The 24,546-nt window shown below is 66.8% G+C and carries 22 protein-coding genes; 4 read left to right on the forward strand and 18 right to left on the reverse strand.

The features are described 5' to 3' along the window. Nucleotides 1-5: 5 nt before the first annotated feature. The 5 genes from ACEN9K_RS13975 to ACEN9K_RS13995 all read right to left on the reverse strand — a co-directional run bounded on the left by ACEN9K_RS13975 (nt 6) and on the right by ACEN9K_RS13995 (nt 5,384). On the reverse strand, nt 6-1,787 hold the full coding sequence (locus ACEN9K_RS13975) for a DEAD/DEAH box helicase (RefSeq protein ID WP_018768383.1): 1,782 nt from the start codon (nt 1,785-1,787) through the stop codon (nt 6-8). Next, nucleotides 1,787-2,128, reverse strand: a complete 342-nt coding sequence (locus ACEN9K_RS13980; RefSeq protein ID WP_026265633.1) for a DUF3039 domain-containing protein — start codon at nt 2,126-2,128, stop codon at nt 1,787-1,789. The genes ACEN9K_RS13975 and ACEN9K_RS13980 overlap by 1 nt, the downstream gene beginning before the upstream one ends. A gap of 108 nt (nt 2,129-2,236) precedes the next feature. Continuing rightward, a complete protein-coding gene (nagB, locus tag ACEN9K_RS13985) occupies nt 2,237-3,016 on the reverse strand; it encodes a glucosamine-6-phosphate deaminase (protein ID WP_018768385.1) in 780 nt (259 codons plus the stop codon). Between the two features lie 20 nt (nt 3,017-3,036). Continuing rightward, complete coding sequence (locus ACEN9K_RS13990) at nt 3,037-4,608, reverse strand: transporter (protein ID WP_495634561.1); 1,572 nt, start codon at nt 4,606-4,608, stop codon at nt 3,037-3,039. Next, nucleotides 4,590-5,384 (reverse strand): ABC transporter ATP-binding protein, encoded by a 795-nt coding sequence (locus ACEN9K_RS13995; protein WP_026265634.1) that lies wholly within the window; start codon nt 5,382-5,384, stop codon nt 4,590-4,592. The genes ACEN9K_RS13990 and ACEN9K_RS13995 overlap by 19 nt, the downstream gene beginning before the upstream one ends. Nucleotides 5,385-5,435: 51 nt before the next feature. Here ACEN9K_RS13995 and ACEN9K_RS14000 point away from each other — a divergent pair, with 51 nt between their 5' ends. After that, nucleotides 5,436-7,310, forward strand: a complete 1,875-nt coding sequence (locus ACEN9K_RS14000) for a Na+/H+ antiporter (protein WP_026265635.1) — start codon at nt 5,436-5,438, stop codon at nt 7,308-7,310. Nucleotides 7,311-7,324: 14 nt separating this feature from the next. Here ACEN9K_RS14000 and ACEN9K_RS14005 read toward each other — a convergent pair whose 3' ends face one another. From ACEN9K_RS14005 to ACEN9K_RS14020, 4 genes are read right to left on the reverse strand one after another with little or no spacing between them, the layout of a single operon-like run. After that, nucleotides 7,325-7,609, reverse strand: a complete 285-nt coding sequence (locus ACEN9K_RS14005) for a DUF3253 domain-containing protein (RefSeq protein WP_495634562.1) — start codon at nt 7,607-7,609, stop codon at nt 7,325-7,327. Between the two features lie 14 nt (nt 7,610-7,623). After that, nucleotides 7,624-8,721 (reverse strand): NADH:flavin oxidoreductase/NADH oxidase, encoded by a 1,098-nt coding sequence (locus ACEN9K_RS14010; RefSeq protein WP_018768390.1) that lies wholly within the window; start codon nt 8,719-8,721, stop codon nt 7,624-7,626. Then, a complete protein-coding gene (locus ACEN9K_RS14015) occupies nt 8,721-9,731 on the reverse strand; it encodes a co-chaperone YbbN (protein WP_495634563.1) in 1,011 nt (336 codons plus the stop codon). Before ACEN9K_RS14015 ends, ACEN9K_RS14010 begins: the two co-directional genes overlap by 1 nt. 51 nt (nt 9,732-9,782) lie before the next feature. Next, complete coding sequence (locus ACEN9K_RS14020; RefSeq protein ID WP_495635710.1) at nt 9,783-11,456, reverse strand: DUF8094 domain-containing protein; 1,674 nt, start codon at nt 11,454-11,456, stop codon at nt 9,783-9,785. Between the two features lie 324 nt (nt 11,457-11,780). On the opposite strand from ACEN9K_RS14020, the gene ACEN9K_RS14025 reads away from it, so the two are divergent. Then, nucleotides 11,781-13,010: an AI-2E family transporter gene (locus tag ACEN9K_RS14025; protein ID WP_235509704.1), complete on the forward strand. Its 1,230-nt coding sequence runs from the start codon at nt 11,781-11,783 to the stop codon at nt 13,008-13,010. Nucleotides 13,011-13,047: 37 nt separating this feature from the next. Here the strand turns inward: ACEN9K_RS14025 and ACEN9K_RS14030 are convergent, their stop codons facing one another. Further along, nucleotides 13,048-13,845 carry an alpha/beta hydrolase gene (locus tag ACEN9K_RS14030; protein WP_018768394.1) on the reverse strand — a complete coding sequence of 266 codons (798 nt, stop codon included), beginning with the start codon at nt 13,843-13,845 and terminating at the stop codon, nt 13,048-13,050. Nucleotides 13,846-13,874: 29 nt separating this feature from the next. Next, complete coding sequence (locus ACEN9K_RS14035; protein ID WP_026265638.1) at nt 13,875-14,228, reverse strand: Rv1322 family protein; 354 nt, start codon at nt 14,226-14,228, stop codon at nt 13,875-13,877. Between the two features lie 119 nt (nt 14,229-14,347). Between ACEN9K_RS14035 and nucS the strand changes: the two genes are divergently transcribed. Beyond that, nucleotides 14,348-15,043 (forward strand): endonuclease NucS, encoded by a 696-nt coding sequence (nucS, locus tag ACEN9K_RS14040; protein WP_134163850.1) that lies wholly within the window; start codon nt 14,348-14,350, stop codon nt 15,041-15,043. Between the two features lie 307 nt (nt 15,044-15,350). Continuing rightward, entirely contained in the window at nt 15,351-15,554 is a 204-nt protein-coding gene (locus ACEN9K_RS14045) for a cold-shock protein (RefSeq protein WP_011692441.1), read from the forward strand. Between the two features lie 93 nt (nt 15,555-15,647). On the opposite strand, the gene ACEN9K_RS14050 is transcribed toward ACEN9K_RS14045, so the two are convergent. From ACEN9K_RS14050 to atpA, 7 genes are all read right to left on the reverse strand, one after another. Then, entirely contained in the window at nt 15,648-18,260 is a 2,613-nt protein-coding gene (locus tag ACEN9K_RS14050; RefSeq protein WP_134163909.1) for a DUF2156 domain-containing protein, read from the reverse strand. 32 nt (nt 18,261-18,292) lie between these two features. After that, nucleotides 18,293-19,621, reverse strand: coding sequence for an alpha/beta hydrolase (locus ACEN9K_RS14055; RefSeq protein ID WP_026265640.1), 1,329 nt, complete (start codon nt 19,619-19,621; stop codon nt 18,293-18,295). A 5-nt stretch (nt 19,622-19,626) separates the two neighbouring features. Continuing rightward, on the reverse strand, nt 19,627-20,058 hold the full coding sequence (locus ACEN9K_RS14060) for a DUF2550 domain-containing protein (protein ID WP_018768399.1): 432 nt from the start codon (nt 20,056-20,058) through the stop codon (nt 19,627-19,629). Nucleotides 20,059-20,068: 10 nt separating this feature from the next. Beyond that, nucleotides 20,069-20,353: a F0F1 ATP synthase subunit epsilon gene (locus ACEN9K_RS14065; protein ID WP_018760117.1), complete on the reverse strand. Its 285-nt coding sequence runs from the start codon at nt 20,351-20,353 to the stop codon at nt 20,069-20,071. A 1-nt stretch (nt 20,354) separates the two neighbouring features. Beyond that, on the reverse strand, nt 20,355-21,809 hold the full coding sequence (atpD, locus tag ACEN9K_RS14070; protein WP_056387986.1) for a F0F1 ATP synthase subunit beta: 1,455 nt from the start codon (nt 21,807-21,809) through the stop codon (nt 20,355-20,357). 83 nt (nt 21,810-21,892) lie between these two features. Continuing rightward, entirely contained in the window at nt 21,893-22,783 is an 891-nt protein-coding gene (locus ACEN9K_RS14075) for a F0F1 ATP synthase subunit gamma (protein WP_056387988.1), read from the reverse strand. A 72-nt stretch (nt 22,784-22,855) separates the two neighbouring features. Next, nucleotides 22,856-24,493 carry a F0F1 ATP synthase subunit alpha gene (gene atpA / locus ACEN9K_RS14080; RefSeq protein WP_056387990.1) on the reverse strand — a complete coding sequence of 546 codons (1,638 nt, stop codon included), beginning with the start codon at nt 24,491-24,493 and terminating at the stop codon, nt 22,856-22,858. Between the last annotated feature and the right edge of the window lie 53 nt (nt 24,494-24,546).

Consider the following 24,546-nt stretch of genomic DNA (forward strand, 5'->3'; position numbering starts at 1 on the left):
TGCCGCTACTTGCGGCCCACGAACCAGTCCTGGAGCTTGCGCAGCCGCGACTTCAGCTGCTCCTCGTTGGCCTGCGCCACGGGAGGGCCGCCGCAAACCGTGCGGAGTTTAGTGTGCACCACGCCGTGGGGAGTCCCGGTCCGGGCAGCCCAGGCGGCCACGTTCTTGGCCAGTTCGTTGCGCAGGTCCATCAGCATCCGGTGGTCGGGAACGGCCGGGGCCTGGCTTTCGGCGGCGGCCGGTGCCTTCCGGTTCTTACGGTTCAGCTGCTCGTGCTGGCGCTGGCGCAGCAGCGTTCCCACCTGCTCGGCGTCCAGCAGGCCGGGGATCCCCAGGAAGTCCAGTTCGTCGTCGGACCCCACTTCGCCGCCCGTGCCGAACTCGCCGCCGTCGAACAGGACCCGGTCAAAGGAGGCCTGCGAGTCCAGTGCCTCGAACTTGCCCTTGGTGAGGCTGTCGGAGGCCTTTTCTTCCCGGTTGGCCTCCTCCATCAGTGAGTCTTCGGGGTTGAAAAGCCCGTCGCCGTCCTCTTTTTCGGGGCGGTCCAGGGCGTGGTCGCGCTCCATCTCCATGGAGTTGGCCAGTGCCATCAGCTGGGGAACGGACGGCAGGAAGACCGACGCCGTTTCGCCCCTCTTGCGGGCACGCACGAAGCGCCCCACGGCCTGGGCGAAGAACAGCGGCGTGGACGTCGAGGTGGCGTATACGCCGACCGACAGCCGGGGCACGTCAACGCCTTCGGAGACCATGCGCACGGCCACCATCCAGCGCTTTTCGCCGGCGGAGAATTCCTCGATCTTGCTGGAGGCCTTGGCGTCGTCGGACAGGATGACGGTGGGCGACTCGCCGGTGATCTTCTTCAGCTGGCCGGCGTAGGCCCGGGCGTCCTCGTGGTCGGTGGCGATGACCAGGCCGCCGGCGTCCGGGACGGTGCGCCGGACTTCGCTGAGCCTTTTGTCCGCGCCGGCCAGGACCGCTGGGATCCACTCCCCCGCGGGATTGAGCGCGGTCCGCCAGGCGTGGCTGGTGATGTCCTTGGTCACCGCTGCCTCGCCGAGGGACGCCGCCATTTCCTCGCCCGCGCTGGTGCGCCAGCGCATCTGGCCGGAGTAGGCCATGAACATCACGGGCCGGACCACGTGGTCCCGGAGCGCGTTGCCGTAGCCGTAGGTGTAGTCGGCCTTGGAGCGCCGGATCCCGTCCCGGTCCTCGGCGTACTCCACGAACGGGATGGGCGAGGTGTCGGAGCGGAACGGCGTACCGGTCAGCGACAGGCGGCGCACGGCGGGATCGAATGCCTCGCGCAGGCCGTCGCCCCAGGACAGGGCTTCGCCGCCGTGGTGGATCTCGTCCAGGATCACCAGGGTCCGCGCAGCTTCAGTCTTGGCCCGGTGCAGCAGCGGCTTGCTGGCCACCTGGGCATAGGTGACGGCGACGCCGATGAAGCCGCGGCCGTGCTGGCCGTCGGAGTTCTTGAAGTTGGGGTCGATGGCGATCCCCACCTTGGCGGCAGCATCCGCCCACTGGCGCTTCAGGTGGTCCGTGGGCGCAACGATGGTCACCCGGTTAACGGCGCCGGAATCGATGAGCGTGGAGGCGATGCGCAGCGCGAAGGTGGTTTTACCGGCGCCCGGGGTTGCCACCGCAAGGAAGTCGCGGGGACTGTTCTTCAGGTAAAGGTCAAGGGCTTCCTGCTGCCAGGCACGGAGTTTCGGGGCGGTTCCCCAGGCTGCGCGTTCCGGATACGCCGGAGGCAGGGTGGGACCGCCAAAGAGCGTCTCCGTCACTACTTGTTGCTGCCCGAGTCCCCTCCGGGACCCTTGCCGCCGTCATTGCCCGGCCGGAGGCCCTCGTAGACCTCCTTGCACATGGGGCAGACCGGGAACTTCTGCGGATCCCGTCCCGGCGTCCAGACCTTGCCGCACAGGGCGATGACGGGCTCCCCGGTCAGCGCGGACTCCATGATCTTTTCCTTCCGCACATAGTGCGAAAAGCGCTCCCGGTCCCCGGGTTCCACTTCCTGGCGCAGTTCCTCGCGCTCAATGGTGGCCGTGGACGATCCAGCCCCGGAAAGCTCGCGCATCGGGTCGTTGTCGAGAGGGTCCGTCATGCTAGTCATGGCATCCATCTTAGCCGCTCCCCCGGCCCGGCGTTCGACGGCGGCACGCCCGCGCGGGGGCCCCGCACCGGCCGCCGTCGTACTTTTTCATCGCCGGCGGCAGCGCGCGTAAGGCGGCTAGAGTCCCTGCCACGAAGGCTTGTTTTCATAGGTGTGGCGGTAGAAATCTGCCAGTTTGAGGCCGGAAGCGGCGGCCTCGTCCAGCAGGACGGTGGCGTGTGGATGGAACTGCAGGACGGATGCGGGGCAAATGGCAGCCACGGGTCCCTCCACGAAGTCGCGGACGGCCCGGGCCTTTTGCGCCCCCGTGGCCACCAGGATCACATGTTTGGCCTCCATGATGGTGCCCAGTCCCTGGGTGATGACATGGTGCGGTACCTCCGCAAGGCTGTTGAAGAACCTGGCGTTGTCGCGGCGGGTCTGTTCGATCAGGCTCTTGATCCTGGTCCGGGAGGCAAAGGAGGAGCCCGGTTCGTTAAAACCGATATGTCCGTCGGTGCCCACGCCCAGCAGCTGCAGGTCCACGCCGCCCGCCGCGGTGATGGCGTGCTCGTAAGCGTCGCAGGCGGCGGGGATGTCGGATGCAGTTCCATCGGGGCCGTGGACGTTCCCGGGCGCAATGTTCACGCGGCTGGTGAATTCCCGCCGGACCACCTCGCGGTAGGACTCGGGGTGGCCGGCGGGCAGGCCCACGTATTCATCCAGGGCAAAGCCGGAGGCGCGGCTGAAGTCCAGGCCCTGTCCATGCCGGGCCGCCAGTTCGTCATAGACAGGCAAGGGAGAGGACCCCGTGGCCAGGCCAAGGACTGCGCCGGGCTTGCGCCTGATCAGTTTCTCTATGGCGTCCGCCGCGAGTTTGGCGATCTGCCGGCTGCCGCCAAGGATCACGATTTCCATGTTGTTGCTTTCCGGAACTGTCAGCGGTTGACGGTAACCTGCGCCAGGAGCTCCGGCCCCCGCGCCTCGAGCCACTTGCCGCCCAGCCGCATACCGGCCAGGAAAAGGACCATGCCCAAAACGGTCCCCACGGCGAGGGTGAGCCAACCGAACAGGACGTTGCCGGTGACAGCCTGTGCCACCAGCAGCGCTGCCTCGGGCAGGACCAGGACCATCAGGACCAGCATCCCAACGAACTGAACGGCAAGGGTTTGGCCCACGTTGCCCGGTGGCTTCTTGAACGGACTGTCGCCCGGAAGCGGCACGGTCACCGTGTAGCGGGCCGACACCACCGAGGACAGCCCCAGGCCGGTGAAGAGGATCCCCATGCTGAACCCCAGCTGGCCGGGCAGCGCGGCCCAGTTGCGGGTGAATGCCGCGTAGCCCACCGAGAACACCAGCACCACGGGCAGGGCGAAGGTCATGCAGGCCAGGGCCCGGCCCAGCCGGTCAGCCACCCCGCGGACCCCGGTGGCCAGGTGCAGCGCAAACGCCGTGTTGTCGTATGAGACGTCCGCGGAGATGGACCAGGCCAGGATGAAGGCCGACACCGGGGCAAGGAAGGCAAGGCTGCCATAGCTGCCGGTCTGGGCCCCCTGGACACCCAGCACCACCGGAAGCAGCGGGATCACCACCAACGATCCCGAATACCGCGGGTCCCGGATCCAGTAAGTGAGCGACCTGGCCATCACCGCGCCCGCCGGGGTGGCCGGCAGCACGCCGAACAGGCCCAGCCGGCCGCCCTTGCGCTTCCCGGCACCGGCGTACGGCGGGGTGACCAGCGCCCGCTCGAGCAGCAGCTTCCAGCACCAGGCCAGGGCGCCGAGGACCACCACCGAAACCAGCAGTTTCACCGCCGCCTGCCCGGGCCGGCCTGATGCGATGTCTCCCCCGAGCGCCCAGGGTGCCCCGAGCGGCGTCCAGGACAACGTCCCGGCGAACCCGGGCAGGAATCCGGTGGAAGCGGAGATGCCACGGCCAACCCCTGCCACGATGGGGCCCAGCAGGACCAGGGGCACCATGAAGGCGATGGCGCTGATGTCCTTGAAGCGCCGCGAGGCAGCCAGGCTTGCCGTGGCGGTGGTGACCACCTTGGCCAGCACCACGCAGGTCATGACACCCAGGCATGCGCCTAGGAGGGCGGCGAGCGCGGGGAGCACGCCGCGGGACCAGGTCACCACCGTGGACAGGGCCACGAGCGTGGTGGCCAACCCCGGGATGCCGATCAGTCCGCCAAGGGCGAGGCCGGTGAGCATCTGCTTCATGGGGATGGCAAAGGTGGTGAAGCGCGCCGGATCGAGCGTCATGTCCGTGGCGGATGCCACCACCGGAATGATGCCCCAGCCAAGCACGGCGGCGGAGCCGCCAAGGACGATTGTGGTGTGCGCGGCGGCGGGGCCGGCGTTGCGCAGGAGGACAAGGGCGATGATCAGTGTTGCCACGACCCCCAGCGCGTAGAGCCCCGCAATGGCCATGCCCACCAGCTGCCAGGGGCTGCGGCGCAGTCCGTTGCGCAGCAGCGTGAGCTTGAGCCTCAGAAGGTGCGCAACCATTCCAGCCCTTCCGTGTGGCTGTGGCCTCCGACCAACTGCACGAAACGGTCCTCCAGCGAGGCGCCGGCCCGCACCTCGTCCACGGTTCCTGCGGCCAGCAGCCTGCCCCGGGCCACCACGGCGACGTGGTCGCACATGCGCTGGACCAGGTCCATCACATGGCTGGAGACGATGACCGTTCCACCGGAGGCGACGTACCGGTCCAGGATGGACCGGATGTTCGCCGCCGACACCGGGTCAACGGCTTCGAAGGGCTCGTCCAGGACCAGCAGCCTCGGGGCGTGGATCAAGGCCGAGGCCAGGGCGATCTTCTTTGTCATGCCGGCGGAATAGTCCACCACCAGCGTCCCGGCGTCCTGGGCCAGGTCCATTGCCGCCAGCAGCTCCCCTACCCGGGCGGCCACCACGGCTTTGTCCATGCCGCGCAGCAGCCCGGCGTACGTGATCAGCTGCTCCCCGGTGAGCCGGTCGAAGAGCCGGACGCCGTCGGGCAGGATCCCCATCAGCCGCTTGGCTTCCAGCGGGTGCCGCCACACATCCACCCCGTGCACCACCGCCGTGCCGAAATCGGGTCGCAGGAGGCCGGTGGCCATGGACAGCGTGGTGGTCTTGCCCGCACCGTTGGGCCCCACGATCCCGAAAAACGAACCCGCCGGGACCTCCAGGCTGATGCCGTCCACCGCGATCTTCCCGCCGAACCTTTTGGCCAGCCCGCGGATGGACAGGGCCGCCACGGGCCCCGTATTCGGCGCCGGGGACGGTATCGGAGCAGTCATGCTGCCAGCCTAGTCCGCGGACCGGGGCTTCGGGGGTGCGAAACTAGCCCCATGGGTATTGCGTTGGGCCTGCTGGTGATCGTTGCTGTGGTGTGCGCCGGCAGCGCCGTGGGCCGCAGGTTCAATATCCCGGTTCCGCTGCTGCTGGTCCTGGCCGGGGTGGCGGGATCGTTCCTGCCATTCATTCCGCCCGTCGAGCTGAACCCCGAACTGGTGCTGGTCGGCCTGCTGCCGCCGCTGCTGTACGCGGCCGCGTTCCGCACGTCGCTGTTCGACTTCAAGAGCAACCGCCGCTCCATCGGATTGCTGTCCGTTGGCTACGTCATCTTCGGCACCGTGGGAGTCGGGTTGGTGGTGTGGTGGCTGTTCCCGGAAATCCCGCTGGCCGCAGCCATTGCGCTTGGCGCGGTGGTGGCGCCGCCTGACGCGGTGGCGGCTACGGCCATTGCACGGAAGGTGGGGATGCCCCGCCGGATCGTGAACATCCTGGAAGGCGAGTCACTGGTCAACGACGCCACGGCACTGGTGTGCCTGCGTGCTGCGGTGGCGGCCATCGCGGGCTCCGTCTCCGCCCTGGATGTGGCGGGTGGATTTGTGGTGGCGGCCGGCGGCGGCCTGGCGGTGGGACTGGCCGCAGCGTACCTCCTCACCGAAGTCAGGAAGCGGATCAGCAACGTTGCCATCAACACCTCAACATCTCTGATGGCACCCTTCGTTGCGTTCCTCCCCGCCGAGGCGATCCACGCGTCCGGGGTGCTCGCCGTCGTCGTAACCGGCCTGGTGATGGGCACCAAGGCGCCGTCCATGCCCAACGGCGCCGCGCGGCAAAGCGCCCGGAGCAACTGGGACACCGTCCAGTTCCTGCTGGAGAACGCCGTGTTCCTCCTGATCGGCCTGCAGGTGCGGAGCATCATCGACAGCGTCCAGGACGATTCGCTGGGTGCCGGCCGGGTGTGGCTGGGCTGCGCCGTGATCCTGCTGGCGGTGCTGGTGCTGCGGCCCGTCTGGGTTTTTCCGGCCACGTACCTGCCCCGGCTGATCCCTTCCGTGCAGCGGAAAGACCCCGCGCCGCCCTGGCAGTTCCCGGCCATTGTGTCCTGGGCAGGCATGCGCGGCGTGGTTACCCTTGCCGCCGTCCTGACGCTGCCGGACGACCTGGAGCACCGCAACGTACTGGTCCTGGCGGCCATGGTGGTGGTGGCAGGCACCCTGGTGCTGCAGGGATTCACGCTGCCGGCCCTGGTCCGGGTCCTGGGGCTGCCGGGTCCGGACAGGCGCGAGGACGCGCTGAACCAGGCCGCGCTGATGCAGCTGGCCACCGCGGCGGGAATGGAGCGGCTGGAGCAGCTGCGGCGCGAGAACGACCCGCCCGAGGTCATGGATATGCTCCGGCGCCGGACCCAGGAGCGGGGACTCGCGGCCTGGGAGCGCCTGGGCAGGCCGGCCGCGGAGTCGGCCACCCCCAGCCAGCGTTACGCCCAATTGCGGATGGCCATGCTGGAGGCTGAGCGGGACAAGGTGCTGGAGCTTCGGCGTGGCGGGGACTTCGCGCATGAAGTCCTCAGTGAGGTCCTGGAACGGCTGGATGTGGAGGAGTCCATGCTTGATGCCTCCCTCAACGAACCCGACGCCGCCACAGAGGGCGGCGGCGAAGGACTTGCCCAGCCGGGCGGCGTGTGCGACCACCTGACCGCCGCCATGCCGTCGCCGGTTCCGGCGAACCCCACCTGTGCCGGGTGCGAACGGGAAGGGACCACACCGGTACACCTGCGAATGTGCCTGGCCTGCGGAAACATTGGCTGCTGCGATTCCTCGGCGGGACGGCACGCCAGCCGCCATTTCAAGGAAGCCGGCCACCCGGTCATGCGCAGCATCGAACCCGGCGAGGACTGGCGCTGGTGCTACGTGGATGACCTGCTCGGCTGAAGCAGGCCGGGTACTTAGTCCGGGGGCACTTTCCGGATCCTGATCGGACCCCTGGCCGTACCCGGATCAACGACGGAACCGCCTTGGGTGATGTGGACCTGCCCTGCGTCCACCAGGCGGCGTGCGGCGGCCCGGGCGGGTTCCATGAGCCGGCGCCAGTCATCTCCGCCCACGGCCCTGGCAGCATCAGAGGGGCAGATGGTGGCCGTGTCCGCACGGGATGCCAACAGTTCCAGGATCTTCGCTTCCAGCTGCCGGTCAACCTTGGTTTGCGGCCCCGTTCCGCCAGGACGCGCCATGCCGGACGCCGCGGTCAGAAGGCACGCCGCGGGATGGCCCGCTCGTACTGGGGCGGCCAGGCAATGTCGTAACCCAGTTCGAATGCGGCCCGCAGCCACCAGTGGGGGTCGCGCAGCGCCGCGCGCGCAATGAAGACGCCGTCGGCCTGGCCGGTGGCCACGGCGTGCTCCGCCTGCCCGGGCGTGGTCACCAGCCCCACCGTGCCGGTGGCGACTCCTGCCTCCTCGCGGATGGCTGCGGAGAATCCGGTTTGATAGCCCAGGCCCGGCTTGATCTGCTGGTGCGCCACGGCCCCGCCGCTGGAGACATCCACCAGGTCCACGCCGCGGGCGGCCGCCTCGCGGGCCAGCCGCACCGACGCCGCCTGGTCCACGCCGCCCGGCGCCCAGTCTGTGGCAGAGATCCGGAGCAGCAGGGGCATGGAATCGGGAATGACAGCGCGGACGGCGTCCACCACGGCCAGCATGAGCCGGTTCCGTCCTGCTTCGTCCCCGCCCCAGTCGTCGTCACGCTGGTTGATCAGCGGGCTCTGGAACTGGTGCAGGAGGTAGCCGTGCGCCCCGTGGATCTCCATCGTGTCAAAGCCGGCGTCCACCGCACGCACGGCGGCAGCGGCAAAATCGGCAATGACGCCGTGGATCTGTTCCACGGTCATGGCGGCAGGCGCCGCATAGCCCTCGAAAGCGGTGGTGGACGGGCCCACGGTGTCCCAGCCGCCGTCGGACGCCGGAACGCTCCCGTGCTTGCCCGAAAACGGCCAGTACGTTGACGCCTTGCGGCCGGCGTGGGCCAGCTGCACGCCGATCCTGGTGCCGGCGGTACCGTGCCGGTGGACAAAGGAGATAATCCGCTGCCAGGCCGCCGCCTGGTCGTCGTTGTAGAGGCCTGCGTCGCGGGGACTGATCCGGCCGGCGGCGTTTACTGCCGCGGCCTCCGTGAGGATCATCGCGGCGCCGCCCGTGGCAAACCCGCCAAGGTGCACCAGGTGCCAGTCGTTCGGAACGCCCGGGGCGTCGTCGGGATCGCAGCTGTACTGGCACATGGGCGATACCCAGCCACGGTGCTGCAGCTCCATGGACCGCAGCGTCAGCGGCTGGAAGAGGGCCGGCACTAGAACAGCACCCGGGCAAGCGCCTGCCGCGACTTTGCTACCCGCTCATCACCTGCGCCCACGATGTCGAACAGCTCCAGCAGCCGTACCCGTGCGGTCTCCCGCTCCGGGCCGAAGTTCCTGCCGATGAACGCCACCAGCCGGTTCAGTGCATCCTCGACGTGGCCGCCGGCCACGTCGAGGTCCGCCACGCCGAGCTGTGCCGCCAGGTTGTCCGGCTCATCCGCGGCCTGCGCACGCAGCGCCTCGCTGTCCTTGGCCGACAACGACTGCAGCCGGTCCATCAGTTCCACCTGCGCCAGGCCGGCCTTGGCCTCATGGTCGGCCGGCATCTCCTTGAGCGCCTGGCGGTAGGCCGCAGCTGCGGCGGCGTAGTCGCCGGCCTCAATGGCGTCAAAGGCGGCCTGGTGCAGCGGCGGCAGCGGCGCGGGCTCCTGTTCCCCGCCCGCTTCCCCGCCAAGGCTTCCGGTGACCCCGTTCGCTGCAGCCACCTTGAGGAGTTCGTCGAAGAGGCTGCGCACCTGCTCTTCTTCCGCGCTGCCCTGGAAAAGCGGCACCGGCTGCCCCTTCAAGACGGCGACGGCGGTGGGAACGGCCTGCACCTGGAAGGCCTGGGCCAGCTGCGGGAAGGCCTCGATATCTGCTGCGCCAAGGACCAGGCGTCCACCGTACGAGGCAACCAAGCGCTCAAGGGTCTCGAGCATCCTGCCGGATTCGGGCGAGTACGGCGCCCACAGGGCGAACACCACGGGGACCTGGGCGGACAGTTCCACCAGCTGCTGGAAGTTTGCCTCGGTGACGTTGACCTTGAGTTCGGGGCCGCCGGCGGGTGCCTCCGGACGGGCGCCCCGGGGCGCTGTTGCAGGGCCGGACGGGGCGGCAGGCCCGGACGGGGCGGCAGGGCCGGACGGGGCGGCCGGGCGCTTCAGCGAGGAAAGGTCGACGGCGCCGCGCAGGTTAACCGGGTTGGCAGCGGCAGGAGGGACTGGGCGGGAAGCTGGCGAACTCATGTTTCCCACTCTAGCCACTCCGGCCGCTGCCGGTGGTAATACAGCCAGGCCCTACTTGAAGGTGGCTCCGACCAGGCCGCGGGTTGCGGCGACGAGCTTCATCGGGTCCGTGGATCCTGCCGGCGGCACATAGACCGCCATGGATTCCGCGAAGCTCAGCACCATGCCGGTGGTGGTTTCCTTGCCGCCGGCCAGGGCTGCCGCATCGTCGCCGATGCTCAGCTTGTCACCGGCCGCCTTGGGGGTGCCCTCGAAGCCAAAGTTGATCCGGCCCAGGACCAGGGCCCCGCCGTCCGAGGTGCGGAACACCACGGTGCTTTCGGGGACCACCTTGTGCGTGAAGGAGAAGTTGCCGTTTTCGCCTGCCTTCGCCACCTCAGCCTGGTACGACAGGGTGTCGGCGATATACGGCGAGGACTGGCCCTCGACCAGCTTGTCCTTGAACGGGGAGTCCGCCGATGTGAGCCTGTCGGCCAGGCCGGACATTGCTTCCTCGCCGCCGTAGAGCAGCCCGGTCTTGTCCGCTGCGGAAAGCGTCTCGGTACCGCCGCGGCTGATGTTCGGGAAGGTGGTGCCCGGCTGCAGCGGCGTGGTTTCCATCAGCTTGTAGTTCTCGCGCGGCGACTGCTGGACCAGGGTCAGGATCTGCGGAACGACGTTGCCTTCGCCCTGGGTCACGGCCAGCACCGAGCGGGGCCAGTCACGATCGCTGGTGACGACGGTGGTCAGCAGCTTGGTGGAACGTACGGGCATGCGCGGCTCGTAAGTGCCCACCTGGGAGCGGATCTTGTAGTTCTGGGTACGGACTTCCAGTTCCGGTCCACCCACGCGGTCCGCCAGCTTGGCCGCATCCTTGGCGGCGTCGCCGGCGTCGGTGGCGCTGGAGACCTGCTCCAGGATCCGGCGGAACTGGGCGTCCAGCAGGACCGGCGATCCCGCGGCTTGCTTCGCCGTGGATGAGGCGCTGCCGGAAGGCAGCGGGCTTGGACTGGCGGCCTGGGCGGCAGTGGCGGATCCGGCCAGCAGGGCGGCAACCACGCCGGCCGCCACCATGGTGGCCTTGGAAGAGGAGGACGACGACGGGGCCTGGCCCTGCGTTTCGGCGTTCCGTGCACGGGCGCGGCGGGCGTAGCCGCTGTCACCGCCCTCGCCGTCCTTCCGGCGGGCTGAAAGCAGTCCCAGGACAATTCCGCCCACGATCAGCAGGCTGCCCAGGACCATCAGCGGGACCGCCCAGGGGGTGGACGTGTCGTTGGGGAAGGTCATGGAGACAGAAGCCGGGGCGGCCTTGGTGCCGTCGGAAGCGAGGAGCAGGCTCCAGTCACCGTCGGCGGGCGGGGTCCAGGTGTATTCAAGCTCGCCGCTGGCATTCTCATTGGAAACCCAGAGGTCGGAACCGGCCGGGTTGGGGGCGGTCCCTTCGCCGTCGGCGTGCTCAACCACGAGTGACTTTTCGTCTTCGGTGACGCCGGTGATGGTGTTGTGGGCCGTCTGGCCCACCCAGGCGCTCACGTCATCGGGCCGTCCCGTGGCCAGCATGAAGTTGCCGTCGCCCTGGACGGTGATCTTGACGGTTCCGTCATGCAGGGTGCGCAGCTTCTGGTCGATGACCGTCAACGGCGCGCCGGCGGCATCCGCCGGCACGGACGCTGTGAACGTCTCGGATGGAGCCCAGATGGTTCTCTGGCCGATGCCGGCCAAAAGTGTCAGGAGGCCGAGCAGCACAAGTGCGGCTGCAGTCTTTAAACGCAAGGGAAACACCTATCATCAGCGGGGGTTTGCCTTCAATAGTAACCTTTTTGTTACCAGGAGCCCCTTTTTGCCCGTTCCGGCCCCTCTTCCGAAGACCTCCGGGCGATGGCTTCGGCTCCCGGTGACAAGCCTGCTGATAGTGTTTGCGATGATCATCACATTGGCCCGCGCACACGGAGCCACGCACGGAACAGGCCCCCAAAACCAGTGACTGACAAGACGGACCCATCCTCGGCGGCAACTGGAAATCCCGGGGATTCCAGGGGCCCTGTCCCTGCGACGGTGCCTCCCCTGGGAATGGCAGCGGCAGCCCACCGCAGGGGCACGGCAGCGGCTGCACTCGGCCAGGTGGTCCGCAGGCTCCGCCAGCCCTTGCCCGGAGCACAGCCCAGGCTTCGGTTCGAAATGCCCCCGGAATACACCGGGCAGGTTCCCCAGACGGACCACGGCGGTGACGAGGAACCCCAGTTCGGCCACCCCGGGCCGCGCATGTCCCCCCAGCATCCCCTGTACATGGGCTTCATGGGGACAGTGGGCGTGGGACTGGCGCTGCTGGTCTACTGGATCGGTTCCCACACCACGCAGCTGCTGCTGTGGATCGTGGCGGCGCTGTTCATCGCCCTGGGACTTGAACCCGTGGTGGGCTGGCTCGAAAACAGGAAGATCCCCCGGCCCGCCGGCATCCTTGTCTCCGTGGCTGTCCTCATGGGCGCCGTCGTCGGGTTTTTCGCCACTCTTATCCCCACCATTGTTGAACAGGTGTCGGAGATCGTGCGGCAGGCGCCGGACTGGGTGCGCAGCTTCATGGACTCGGACTTCTTCCGCAGCCTCGATGACCAGTTCGGCGTGCGGGACCGCATCACCGAGGAACTGGACAAGTTCGTCAATGACCCGGCGGCCATGGGCGGCATTTTCGGCGGCGTGGTGGGATTCGGATCCACCGTGGCCAACGGGCTCTTCGGCACCCTCATTGTCCTGGTGCTGAGCCTGTACTTCCTGGCAGCGCTGCCGGCGATGAAGAAGTGGGGCTACAGGCTGGCCCCCCGCTCCCGCCGCAAACGGGTGGCCGCCCTCTCCGAGGAGATCACCCGGTCAGTGGGAAACTACGTCATCGGCCAGGCATGCGTGGCCCTCCTCAACGCCACTTTCGCCTTCGTGGTGATGTCCATCGTGGGCATCCCCTTTGCCCTGCTGCTGGCGTTCGTGGTGGTCCTGCTCGCTTTCATCCCGCTGGTGGGCGGCATGATCGCAGGCATTGTGGTGATCCTTGTATCCCTCACCCAGGGCTGGCAGGCGGCCGCCATCTACGCCATCTGCTATTTCGCGTACCTGCAGTTCGAGGCCTACTTCATCTCGCCGCGCATCATGCAGAAGGCAGTTGCCGTGCCCGGTGCCGTGGCGGTGATCTCCGTGATTGCCGGCGGAAGCCTGCTGGGCGTGCTCGGTGCGCTGATCGCCATCCCCACTGCCGCAGCGGTCCTGCTGCTGCTCCGGGAAATCTATATCGTCCGGCAGGACCAGCACTGACCCGCTGGCCCCCGCACGTCGTTCCCTGCGGGGCCGCTTAGGCGCCGGCCGTCGCCGCCGGCCCTTCCCATTCCTGCGGCAGCGGTGCTGCGGCGGCATCTGGACTGACAAGCGCCACGATGTCGTTCAGGACCCGTGCGGCGTACTTCTCCCCCACCCACAGATGCTTGGCCCCGGCCACGCCCACTACGCGGGCCTGCGGCACCAGGCTGAACCTTGCGGTTGCCTCGGCAGGCTGGAGGAAGTCGTCGTGCTCCGGCACCAGGACGGTGAGGGGCTTGCCGGATTCGGCCCACAGCTGCAGGTGCTTGTCCGTGGCGCGGTGCAGCGGAGGCGACAGCAGCACCGCCCCCTCGATCTGTGGGGCCACCGGCTCCACGGCGCCGTACATCAGCGCAAGTTCGGTCCCGAACGACCAGCCCACCAGCCAGCGGTTGGGCAGGCCCCGCTCAACGGCGAAGCGCACGGCTGCCTCGACGTCGTGCCGCTCCCCTATCCCTTCCTCGAACGCGCCGCTGCTGGCACCCCGGGGGGAGGCCGTACCCCGGGTATTGAAGCGCAGCACCGCGATGCCCGCCAGCGCCGGCAGCCGGTAGGAGGCCTTGCGGTACACATGGGAATCCATGAAGCCACCGTGCGTCGGCAGCGGGTGGAGCGTGATCAGCGTTGCCTTGACGGGGCCGGATTCCGGCAGTGCCAGCTCGCCCACCAGCGTGTGGCCGTCCTCCGTCTGCAGCTCGATGTTCTCTCGACGGGCGGGCAGGACGGTGGAGGCACGGATGGGGACAGGGCCCCCGGCCTGGGTGAAGTGGTACGACGCCGGATCAAAAGTCATGACTGCCAGCTTAGCGACAGCGGGCGGCGTCAGCGGTACCGGTAGCTGCGCGTCATCCAGCAGTTGGTGTGCCAGTGCCGCCGCTCGGCCAGCCCGGCGGCGGCACCAAAGAGGTGGTCGTCCTTCCAGACCACCAGGTGTGCGACGCCGGGCAGCACGGCGGTGGAGCATTCCGGGCAGATGTAGGTCTTCTCAGCATTCCTGGCGGTCATGGTCCGTACCATCCACTCGCCGTCCGGGGCGCTCTCGCGGCGGGCGATGCCGGCCCGTGCCCGTTCCAGGTCCAGTTCGGGAATGTCCCCGCTCCTCTTTCCTCCTGCGCCCCTGCCGGAAGCGGAACCCTTGCCGGAAACAGGACGGCGGGGACGGTTGGAACGCGGCATGTATCCATTCTGCCCCAGGCCGCCCACTCCCCTGTCCCGCTCCTTGCCGCCGCTTCCGATGCACCCGGCGCCCCGCCGTCGGACATGGCCTGCGGAGCCCACGCGATAGTCTGTACGGCGTGCGACTTGTCATAGCCCATTGCTCCGTTGATTACGTTGGCCGGCTCAAAGCCCATCTCCCCCTCGCCACCCGGCTCCTGCTGGTCAAGGCGGACGGCTCCGTGCTGGTCCATTCCGACGGCGGTTCCTACAAGCCGCTGAACTGGATGAGCCCGCCTGCCACGCTGCGGGTTTCTTCCCCCGACGAAGTGGACCTCGAACTTGGCGTGGTGGAGCAGTGGACGGTGCAGTCGGCCAAGACCGATGACCGGCTCATCATCAATATCCACGAAAAGATCAGCGAGTCCTCCCACGACCTGGGCGTGGATCCCGGACTGATCAAGGACGGGGTGGAGGCGGACCTGCAGCGGCTGCTCGCCGAGCAGATCGAGACGCTTGGACGGGGCTACTCCCTCATCAGGCGCGAGTACTTCACCGCCATTGGGCCCGTGGACATCCTGGCGCGCGACGCGGACGGCGCCACCGTGGCCATTGAGCTCAAGCGACGGGGCGACATTGACGGCGTGGAGCAACTGACCCGGTACCTGGAGCTGCTCAACCGCGACCCTTTGCTGGCACCGGTCCGGGGAATCTTTGCTGCCCAGCAGATCAAGCCGCAGGCCAAGGTGCTGGCAAACGACCGCGGGATCGACTGCATAACGCTGGACTACGACGCCATGCGCGGAGTGGACGACAGCGAATCCCGCCTCTTCTAGTTTTTGCCTTTGTTGCTTTAGGCACTTAATTGCCCGGCATTCGGTGCAGGCTTCAGCGACATCTGTTTTTTACCTAAATTTTGTCCTTTTTGTCCTCCGGCCCGTTGACCTGCGGGAACGGGCATGAAATTCTTATCTCAGTCTTTGTGTAGGTGTTTTTCATGCTCGCAAGACATGTTGCGAGCGCGAAGCTCCTGCAGCGCCGGATCTCCCATCGGGGAAAGGCAATCAGGATTCTTCTCGCGGAGTGACCAAGGTCGGCACGAGGTGTGCCGGTCTTAAAAAGTTCCACAATGAGGAGAAATAAATGGCACAGGGAACCGTCAAGTGGTTCAACGCTGAAAAGGGCTTCGGCTTCATCACCCCGGATGACTCCGATGGCGATGTCTTCGTTCACTACTCCGAAATCCAGACCGGCGGCTTCAAGACCCTCGACGAGAACCAGCGCGTTCAGTTCGAAATCGGCCAGGGCGCCAAGGGTCCCCAGGCTACCGGCGTAACGCTGGTCTAGTACCGCCCGGCCGCTTCCCGCGGCTGTCAGCGAATCAAATGGTCCCCGGCAGGATTGCCGGGGACCATTTTTTATGCCGGCGTTGCTGCCGCCTCAGGTCACCAGCTTGCGCACCAGCCGGGCGCCCTGCGCCAGGGAAAGACCGGGGAGGTAGGCGCGGGTCAGCGCCCTGCCGATGGCGGGCAGGTGCAACGGATCCTGGTAGTACAGGTAAAGCGCCCGGTACTCCGGCTTGAAGCGGGACTTGAAGGCCGCCAGGGAGCGGAAGCCGTAGACCGGCTCAAGCGCGTGGCCCACCAGGTCCAGGATCCTGACCAGGTTCTGCGCGCCCTCATCGGGGGCGCCCTCCTGTTGCCCTGCGTCCTCGCCCCCGCCGGGCCCCCCGGCGCCTGTTCCCTCAGCACCCGTTCCCCCAGCGCCCGTTCCCTCCGCGCCTGTTCCTGTTCCCCGCTCCGGCTGGGCATCGGGACGGCTGGCCAGCGGCGAACCCGACAGGGAGATCACGTCCACGGAATCCCGCAACTCCAGTACGGCGGAGGCAATCAGGAATTCCATCACCCCCGGAAATCCTTCACTGCCGCGGCGCATGACATCCAGGGTCCTGCTTACCAGCCGCCCGCCGTCGTACACGGGCAACCAGCTGGTCACGCCGTGGACCACGCCGTGGCCGTCCACGGCCAGGCAGCACAGGACCTCCTCGTCGTCGAGCTCGTCCACTCCCCCCAGCGTGAAGCCCATTTCCGGAACGGACTTGCCGGCCGCCCATTCCTCGGACACTTCGTTCAGCCTTAGCCGGAGCGTTGCGGGCAGCGAATGGTAGGAGCCCCAGACGGCATGGACGCCCAGCTTCGCGGCGCGGTTCAGGGCGGTCCTGACGTTCTGCCATTCCTTGCCTTTGAACTCAAGCTCGTTCAGCGCCAGCCGGGTCTCCTGGGCCACGGCCACGCGGGAGAAGCCGCGTTCCCTCAGTACCGGCCACATGGTGTCGTCGCAGGAATACAGCGCCGGTATCAGGGCCTGGCTGCGGCAGTAGTCCAGGAAGCCTTCGGTGACCCGCTGCTCGGCCTTGCGGTCACCGAATGCACCGCCCAGGGTCAGGGCCACGGTCCCATGCTGCTGGAAGGCCATGCCGCCTGCGCCGTCCGGGCTGAACCAGTACGTGTTGGGCTCCCACAGTGCCATCCAGGACAAGGGTCCGCCGCCCTGGTGGAGCAGCTCCCGGGCGCGGCTGCGGTCCTGCCGTCCGAAGTGGAGGCCGTGGTGCCGGCCCACCAGCACCCACAACACCGCCGCCAGGGCCACGAGCCAGAACACCGGTCCCGAGTAGGCGAACAGCAGTGCTTCGGCACTGTCGCGTTCCGGGAAGACCCGGCGGAAATTCTGCGGAATGGGCACCGGGACGTACTGCCGGGCCAACTCGGCGAAAAGGCCCAGCAAGCCGCCGTCACGGGACAGTCCGCCGGACCAGAACCAGGCCACGGTATATGAGCTGGCCAGCACCAGCCAGGTTCCGCAGACCACCGCAGCGAGCGTCCGCCGGGCGCCCGGACGCGTCTGCACGCGGAACTGCCGCCGGTTCAGCCACAGGACCACTGCCAGCAGCAGCGGAACCACCACGAGCGGCAGCACATGTGCGAAGGCCGAGGACAGCGGCGTTGCATGCGTGCCCTGCAGGCGTGAGGGAACAAGGGCGAACAGTGCCAGGTAGACCGCGGCGAGGGCGGTGACAGCCAACTGGATGGCCAGCGCGATGTTCAGGGCCAGCCGGCGGCCCCGGCGCATGCCGTCCGCGCAGATCAGCAGCAGGAGGACCGGCACCACGGCCAGCGCCAGGCCGAACGGGCCGGCAAACCCTGCCCTGCCCGTTTCCAGGCAAGTGGCGTCAACGGTGGCGCCGCAGTTGAAGATCAGTTGGTTCAGCGTGGGCATCGGGCTCAGGACGACGTCCCGGAGCAAAGCCAGCGGGCCGGTTGGCGCACGCGTGATTCCGGTCAGGATGGGACCCACCGCGAACACGGCAACGGTCAGGGCCAGGAGGTTCCTGGTTTCCCGGCCCGTCGACCGGTGACGGTGAAGCCGCCCCTGGTCCCCCTGGATCCACCAGCCTGCAAGGAGGCCAAGAAGGGCGCCGATGAGGCCAATGACGGTTTCGGCGTGCCCCACGTACAGGACCAGCAGCAGGGAAATGGACAGCACCACGGTGCGGAGCCGGCGCTGCCACAGCAGCGTGATCCGGGCACTGGCCGCAAGCCCGGCAATAAGCACCGGGGCATACGGACCGATGAGCCTGTCATCCACCATCCGGTCCAGCCAGCCGTCGCCCACATACACGGCCAGCTGGGTTACCAGGAGGAACACCGTGACGGCCGCGAATTGCCCGCCAAAGAACAGTCCGACGGCGGCCCGCCGGCCAAGCTTGCGCTCCGCCAGGCCCAGCAGCAGCACGATCATCAGCGACGCGGCGAGGTAGGCGAGCGGGTTGGTGGCGAAGAAGGCGCTGGTGAACAGCGTCCACCACTGCCCGCTGCGCAGCCCGGGGCCGCTGACCGAGGCCAGGCCAAGGAGCTGCTCCGGCGGCCCGTCAAGGAAGCTTCCGGTCAGGGCAGCGGCCGCAAGGAAGGCAACCAGCACGCCCAGGGTGAAGGGCATGGATTTCAGCGTGAGCAGCGCCTGCTGGACTGCCGGACGTCCGACGGCGGCCCACATCAGGGCGGCCGTGCGTTCCGGTTTCCTGGTGCTCACCACTGCAGCCCCCACTGGGTGCCAAGGAACTGCAGCGCATCCGCGAACCGCTTGGAGGACGTATCCCAGGAGTGGCCCGTGTGCTCCACTTCGTGTGCCTGCACGGTGAAGCCGGCGGCCTCTGCCGCAGCCGCCAGCGTGTGGAGGTTCCCCACGAACTCGGGATCGTTCTGGCCTGCAGTAAGGTACATGCCGCTGGACTCAAACCGTTGGTGTTTCATGATCTCCAGTGGAGTCTGCTTGGTGAATTCATCTGGGTTTCCGGGAAATGCTGCGTCTATGGTCTTCTGCCGCTCCTTGGCAATGGCAGGTTCGGCCTCGCTGGAGAAGGCGAGCACGTCGGCGTAGACGTCGGGATGCCGGGTTCCCATCTGCACGGCACACGTGCCGCCGAAGGAGAAGCCACCCACAGCCCAGTGGCTGTGGTTGGTATCCACCGCCAGGGTGGAACTGATCCACTGAGGTACATCCTGCGAGAGATAGGTGTCCGCGTTGGCAATGCGGCTGTCCATGCACATGGTGTTGGCGGACTGCGACCCGTTGGGATCCGGAATGACCACCACCGGGGACACTCCGCCGTGTGCCGCGGCAAAGGAATCCATGTGACCGCGGATTGCGCCGCCGGTGAGCCAGTCCGCCGGCCCGCCCGGCTGTCCGGCCACCAGAACCAGTACCGGCAATGCGGGCCGGTTCGCCGCAAAGTAGGCCGGCGGAAGGTAGATGTAGGCCTCACGCGTGTTCATCCCGGACTGCGTTCCAGGGATCGCGGACTTCCGCAGGACGCCCCCGTCCGGCAGCTCCCCTTCCGGCTTCCACCCCAGGAGGGGTACGCCGTCGGACGCGCCCGGACGGCGCATAAGGTCCTGTTCAAGGGCCGGTATCCGGGCCAGGGCCGTACCCAGCAGATCGCTCACGGTCCTGTTGAGGCCAAAGTACGCGTTGACTTGGATCGCCGAGAGCAGCACCACCAGCAGTGCGGCGAGGATCCCTCCCCCGCGTCCGGCCCAGCTGCTCCGGGGCAGCCGGAGCAGGCCCAGGAGAAGAGCCGCAACACCGGGCACAATCCACAGCAGGACGGGGTCCGGCAGGTCCTCGGGGAAGGTGGAGAAGATGTTGATGAGCGCCCAGTGCACCGTACCCACCAGCGCAAAGGCGGCTGCCGCGGCGGTGACGATGCGGACCGCCCACGCCCGGGCGCGGTGCCCCGGCGTCATGGAGGCGCGCCAGGGTGGCACCAGGAGATAGGCGGCGCCGCCCATTCCCAATACCAGGACGGTCCCATACAGTGGACCGTCCGTGAGCCGGATGTCTGAAAGCCAATCCACGTCGGCTAGCGCCAGGTCCCCACGCCTATCACCGGACCTGCCTCAAGCCAGGATGAAAGACCCGTATATGCGTCGAACTTCATGGCAAGGTGCAGGTCCTGCCCCTCATACCGGAGCTCAACGATCACAACGTCCGGTTGGACCTTGACGGCTTCCGCCTCCGTGGGTTTCCGGCGGCCCAGCAGCTCCAGCGAACTGCGCTTGAATGTGTATTTGGGACGCACGCTCAAGGAGATGAGCCTGAACCATTCAAGGTCGTTGTCCTGATAACGACAAACCCCCATCTGCCAGCTGTTTCCAGCAACGCAAATGGAGGCGTCCACCGTGCCGAGGGCACGCCGCAGGTTGAAGCGGCGCACCCCCGAAAGGCACAGTGCAATGATCAGCAATCCGAAGGCGATTGCCAGTGCGATGAACGGAATACCCGGTGCGTCCATCAAGGTCGTGCTAGCGGATCCCAGCGGTAGCCGAGCCGCCCAGCTGGGCGTTGTCAGCAACGATAACCACGCGGTTGTTGTCGACCGAGAAGAACCCGCCGTCGACGTCTACCGCAATACGGTCCCCGGACACCGGCTGGATGGCCAGTTCACCCTCGGCCAGGATCGCCAGCAGGGGCGAGTGGCCGGGCAGGATTCCGATTTCACCATCGCTGGTGCGGGCCTTGACCATCTTGGCCGCTCCGGACCACACGAAGTGGTCCGCTGCGACAATCTCAACCTCAAGCTCAGCCATATTACTTGGTCTGTTCCTGGATCTTGGCCCACTGGCGCTCGACGTCGTCGAGGCCGCCGACGTTGAAGAACGCCTGCTCCGCGACGTGGTCCAGCTCGCCGTCGCAGATGGCCGAGAAGCCTTCAACGGTGTCCTTGATGGAAACCGTGGAGCCCTCAACGCCGGTGAACTGCTTGGCGGTGTAGGTGTTCTGCGAGAGGAACTGCTGGATGCGGCGTGCACGGGAGACGACGATCTTGTCCTCTTCGGAGAGTTCATCGACACCGAGGATGGCGATGATGTCCTGGAGTTCCTTGTTCTTCTGCAGGATCTGCTTCACGCGGACTGCCGTGTTGTAGTGGTCCTTGCCGATGTACTGGGGATCCAGGATGCGGGACGTGGACGTCAGCGGGTCAACGGCCGGGTACAGACCACGGGAGGCGATTTCACGGGAAAGTTCCGTGGTCGCGTCGAGGTGTGCGAAGGTCGTGGCCGGAGCCGGGTCGGTGTAGTCATCTGCGGGGACGTAGATGGCCTGCATCGAGGTGATGGAGTGGCCCTTCGTGGAGGTGATGCGCTCCTGAAGGAGGCCCATCTCATCCGCCAGGTTGGGCTGGTAGCCCACGGCGGAAGGCATGCGGCCCAGCAGGGTCGATACCTCGGAGCCGGCCTGGGTGAAGCGGAAGATGTTGTCGATGAAGAGCAGCACGTCCTGGTTCTGCACATCTCGGAAGTACTCCGCCATGGTCAGCGCGGACAGGGCCACACGCAGACGCGTTCCCGGCGGCTCGTCCATCTGGCCGAATACAAGGGCAGTGTCCTTGAGGACCCCTGCCTCTTCCATTTCAACCCAGAGGTCGTTGCCCTCACGGGTACGCTCGCCAACACCGGCGAAGACCGAGGTACCACCGAAGTTGCGGGCAACACGGGTGATCATTTCCTGGATCAGCACGGTCTTGCCCACACCGGCGCCGCCGAAGAGGCCGATCTTTCCACCCTTGATGTACGGGGTGAGGAGGTCGATGACCTTGATGCCGGTTTCCAGCATCTCGGTGGAACCTTCGAGGGAGGCGAAGCTGGGGGCCTTGCGGTGGATTGGCCAGCGCTCGGTGATCTCCAGTTCCGACTCGGCAACGTCCAGGGGCTGGCCCAGCACGTTGAAGATGTGTCCCTTGACGCCGTCACCGACGGGAACGGAGATCGGGGCGCCGGTGTCCACCACGGACGTGCCGCGGACGAGTCCATCGGTGGCCTGGAGGGAGATGGCGCGGACGAGGTTGTCACCCAGGTGCAGCGCAACTTCGAAGGTGATGGTCTTGGTTTCACCGTTGAGAGTGATCTCGGTGGTGAGGGCGTTGTAAATCGACGGGATTGCGTCAGCCGGGAATTCGACGTCGACAACCGGGCCGATTACGCGCGCAATACGGCCGGTTGCACCGGACGTTGCGGCTACGTGTTCGGTAGCAGTGGCAGTCATCTCTCTCACTTCATTCAGTAGATGGCGTGGGGTTAAGTCTATCTGTGGTGGTGCTGGTTACGCGGGAACCGAGGTGGTGGAGGCTAGGACGCAAGAGCGTCGGCACCGGCAACAATCTCGGAGAGTTCCTGCGTGATCTCGGCCTGGCGGGCCGTGTTGCGCAGACGCGTGTACTTCTTGATCAGGTCTGTCGCGTTGTCGCCTGCGGACTTCATCGCCCGCTGGCGGGCGGCGAGCTCGGAAGCTGCTGCCTGCAGCATGGCTGCGAAGATACGGGATTCGATGTAGCGCGGCAGCAGCGCGTCAAGAACCCGCTCGGCTTCCGGCTCAAACTCGTACAGCGGCAAGAGGTCCGATTCAGATGCAGCCTGTTCTTCCACAACTTCAAGCGGGAGCAGCCGGATGACCGTCGGCTCCTGGGTGACCATGGACTTGAAGCGGGTGTAGACGACGTGGATTTCCTCTACGCCGCCCTCTTCGAACTCCGTTGCGAATTCCGACAGCAGAGCTTCGCCGATCTCACGTGCGGTCGCGAACTCGGGCGCGTCGGTCCCCCCGGTCCAGACCCGCGCATACTCGCGGTTCCGGAAATCGAAGTAGGCCTGGGCCTTGCGTCCGACGACGTAGGTCTTGACTTCCTTGCCTTCTTCGTGAAGAAGCTCGACGAGGCCTTCCGCCTGCTTCAGCACGCTGGCAGAGTAAGAACCGGCCAGGCCGCGGTCCGAGGTGATTACCAGGACGGCGGCACGGCGGATCTGCTCCGGCTCGGTGGTCAGCGGGTGGTCGATCTCGCTCTGGCTGGCGACAGCAGAAACGGCGCGCGTAATCGCGTTCGCGTAAGGCAGTGAAGCTGCTACGCGCGCACGGGCCTTGCCGATGCGCGAGGTAGCGATCAGTTCCATCGCCTTGAAGATCTTGCGCATCGACGTGGTCGAGCTGATCTTCTGGCGGTAGACCCGGATCTGGGCTCCCATACTTATCCTTTCCTAGCGTTCCCTGCAGCGGGTGCGCCGGACCCGTGGGCCCGGCACACCCGGTCAGTGGAACTAGCGCTTCTGCCTGACGATTTTTTCCTGGTCAACCTGGGCCTCGTCGATGGGGGCGTGCTCTTCATGCCCGGCACCAACCAGCAGGTTGTCGCCCTCGCCGAAGAACCCCTTCTTGAAGTCGACAATCGAGGACTTCAGGGCCGCAACGGTGTCGTCGTCCAGCACGTTGGTCTGGGCCAGCGTGGTCAGGATCGAGGACTTGTGGCGCAGGTGCTCCAAGAACTCCGACTCAAAGCGGCTGATGTCTTCAACCGGAACGTCGTCCAGGTAGCCGTTGGTGCCGGCCCAGATGGACACAACCTGGTCCTCGACCGGGAACGGTGAGTACTGGCCCTGCTTCAGCAGTTCCATCAGGCGTGCACCACGGGTCAACTGCTGGCGGGATGCTGCGTCCAGGTCGGATGCGAACATCGCGAAGGCCTGCATATCGCGGTACTGGGCCAGGTCCAGCTTCAAGGTGCCGGATACCTTCTTCATGGATTTCACCTGGGCGGCACCGCCAACGCGGGACACCGAGACACCCACGTCAACAGCGGGACGCTGGTTGGCGTTGAAGAGGTCCGACTGCAGGAAGATCTGGCCGTCGGTGATGGAGATGACGTTGGTCGGGATGTAGGCGGACACGTCGTTCGCCTTCGTCTCGATCAGCGGCAGGCCCGTCATGGAACCGGCACCGAGCTCGTCGGAAAGCTTCGCACAACGCTCCAGCAGGCGGGAGTGCAGGTAGAAGACGTCGCCCGGGTAGGCTTCGCGTCCCGGCGGACGGCGGAGCAGCAGCGACACGGCGCGGTAGGCTTCGGCCTGCTTGGACAGGTCATCGAACACGATGAGGACGTGCTTGCCACCGTACATCCAGTGCTGGCCAATGGCCGAGCCTGCATACGGTGCCAGGTACTTGAAGCCTGCGGGGTCCGAAGCGGGAGAAGCCACAATGGTGGTGTATTCCAGCGCACCGTTGTCCTCGAGCGTCTGGCGGATGGCGGCGATGGTGGACGCCTTCTGCCCGATCGCCACGTAGATGCAGCGGACCTGCTTGGTCACATCGCCGGAAGCCCAGTTGGCCTTCTGGTTGATGATCGTGTCGATGGCAATGGCAGACTTGCCGGTCTGGCGGTCACCAATGATGAGCTGGCGCTGGCCGCGGCCGATCGGGATCATGGCGTCGATCGCCTTGAGGCCGGTCTGCATCGGCTCGTGCACCGACTTGCGCTGGGTCACGCCGGGAGCCTGGAGCTCCAGGGCGCGGGTGGTCTCGGCCTTGATCTCGCCGAGGTCGTCGATGGGCATGCCCAGCGGGTCGACAACGCGGCCCAGGAAGGCGTCGCCCACGGGAACGGACAGAACCTGTCCGGTGCGGTGTACTTCCTGGCCTTCTTCGATGCCGGTGAAGTCACCGAGGATGATGACGCCGATTTCGCGGACGTCGAGGTTCTGGGCAAGGCCCAGGGTGCCGTCCTCAAAGCGCAGCAGCTCGTTCGCCATGACCGAGGGAAGGCCCTCAACACGGGCGATGCCGTCACCAGCGGTGGTTACGCGGCCGACCTCTACGCGCTCTGCGTTTCCGGGTTCGTAGGACGCCGCGAACTCGTTCAGCGCATTACGGACGTCGTCGGCGTTGATGGTCAATTCGGCCATCTGCAGTCCCTGCTCTCCTGTTTGTGATCACCGCAAGCGGTGACCGGGGTTTC

Source organism: Pseudarthrobacter sp. Pseusp20, from assembly GCF_059492155.1.